The organism is Ferroplasma sp. Type II (assembly GCF_000496155.1).
Genome location: NZ_KI542828.1, coordinates 2,027 through 3,773, shown reverse-complemented (window position 1 = coordinate 3,773; position 1,747 = coordinate 2,027). Strand labels below are relative to the sequence as shown.

The following is a 1,747-nucleotide window of genomic DNA, read 5'->3' as shown; positions in this document are numbered from 1 at the left end:
GGTCTAGTATATGTGTTCGTAGTTACCGGGATAGTGCTTATTATAGGAGGTCTTGCAGAGGTAGTACTTGGTCCGGAATTAAAAAGGGAAAGCCTGGAAAAAGCGTCGAACGATGATTAATTTTTAAGGTATTCCAGCAATTTATTTTCATCCTTTAAATTTTCTATTACAAGATCAGCAGATTTCAGGTCGTTTGTATCATACATCCCTGTTGCCACGCCTATTGCATTTACCGATGCTTCTCTGGCTGCCTTTATATCTAAAGGTGTATCTCCAATAAGATATATTCCCGATTTTTGAATACTCTTGCCATATCTTTCCATTGCATAATCAACGAGTTTTGACCTTATAATATCATCGCTTCCATATCCTCCTGTGGCAAAATATTTTTCAATTCCCGCCTTTTTAATTCTGATGGTGGCTACGGGCTGAATATTTCCTGTCAGAATGCCCAGAACATACTTTTTTTCCTTCAATGTTTTGAGGACGTGATCGGCATTGTTAAGCAAAGCATAATCTGCCGGCTTTATATTAGTGGAAACATATTCCTCCATTGCCCTGAAAGCTTCATTAATTTTCTTCTTAATCGCTATTTCCGGAATATTTTGTTTTTTTAGCAATCCGTAGAGTATTCCTGTGTCTGTCATGCCATGCCTGGGAAATGATTCAATGTCTGTTTTTACTCCGTAAATTTTTTCGCAAACATAATTGAAAGAATACGTGTGTGTAGGGGACTCTTCCATCAATGTACCGTCAATATCAAACAAAAGCAACTTTTCCATAAAGATAAATGCCCTTGTCTATTAGAGTTTTTCTATTAGGTGATTACCCGGTATCGTTGCCCCAGTCTAATTTTTACGATTAGTTTCATTTCGCAATAATATGTGTGAGCTATCTCATTTCAGAGCATTGAGGTTGCCTGTTTCAAAAATACCTAAATAGAATTAGTTTAAGAGGGATAACCCACTATTTATTGTATTCATAGAAGCCCTTTCCAGTTTTCCTGCCCAGGTATCCCGCTATGACCATATTTTTTAACCTCTCTGGGGGAATATATGCATCACCATATGCCCTGTTAAACGATTTTAAAACATCGTATACTATGTCTAATCCAACATAATCCCCCAGTTCAAAGGGGCCCATGGGGAATCCAGCACCTTTCTTCATGGCAATATCAACTGATTTCTCATCTGCTATTCCTTCCTCTACAATTTTTATTGCCTCGTTTATGAGTTGTATCAGTATTCTGTTAACTATAAATCCTGATCTCTCCTTTGCCTTTACCGGAACCATGGCTTCCCTGTGATTTCTGAGTCCAGAGATTAGGTTGTAGGCTGATTCTACAGTTTTATCCGATGTCTGGAGAGCCGGGACAATTTCAACAAGAGGCATTGTATATGGGGGATTGAAAAAGTGGATTATGATGTTATTTTCAGGATACTTGTAGTTGGCTGCCATTTCAGTAATGCTCAATGATGATGTGTTTGATGCCAGTATTGTATCTTCACCAAAATACTTTGATAGTTCTCTGAACAAATCGTTCTTTATTTCCTGTTTTTCAAATACCGCCTCTATAACCAGTCCACACTGTGCAAGTTCTTCATAGGTTTCGACTGGATGAATTCTATTTATTATTTCATCCATATCAATTTTTTTGCCAAGGTTCTTTTTTATTGTATCCTTCTGTTTCTCCATAAGCTCTATTCCATTTCTCTCAATCCTATTATTTCCCTCTCTGGCATAGAAT

2 protein-coding genes are annotated in these 1,747 nt (G+C 37.4%); both read right to left on the bottom strand.

All coding sequences use genetic code 11. From position 1 onward, the window contains the following. Nucleotides 1–116 precede the first annotated feature (116 nt). The gene (locus tag AMDU4_RS13265) at nucleotides 117–782 is read right to left on the bottom strand and encodes an HAD family hydrolase (RefSeq protein ID WP_021788445.1); all 666 of its coding nucleotides are present in this window, start codon (nucleotides 780–782) and stop codon (nucleotides 117–119) included. A 184-nt stretch (nucleotides 783–966) separates the two neighbouring features. Next, the coding region (locus tag AMDU4_RS13260) for a 3-hydroxyacyl-CoA dehydrogenase NAD-binding domain-containing protein (RefSeq protein ID WP_290705494.1) at nucleotides 967–1,747 on the bottom strand (781 nt) is incomplete at its 5' end.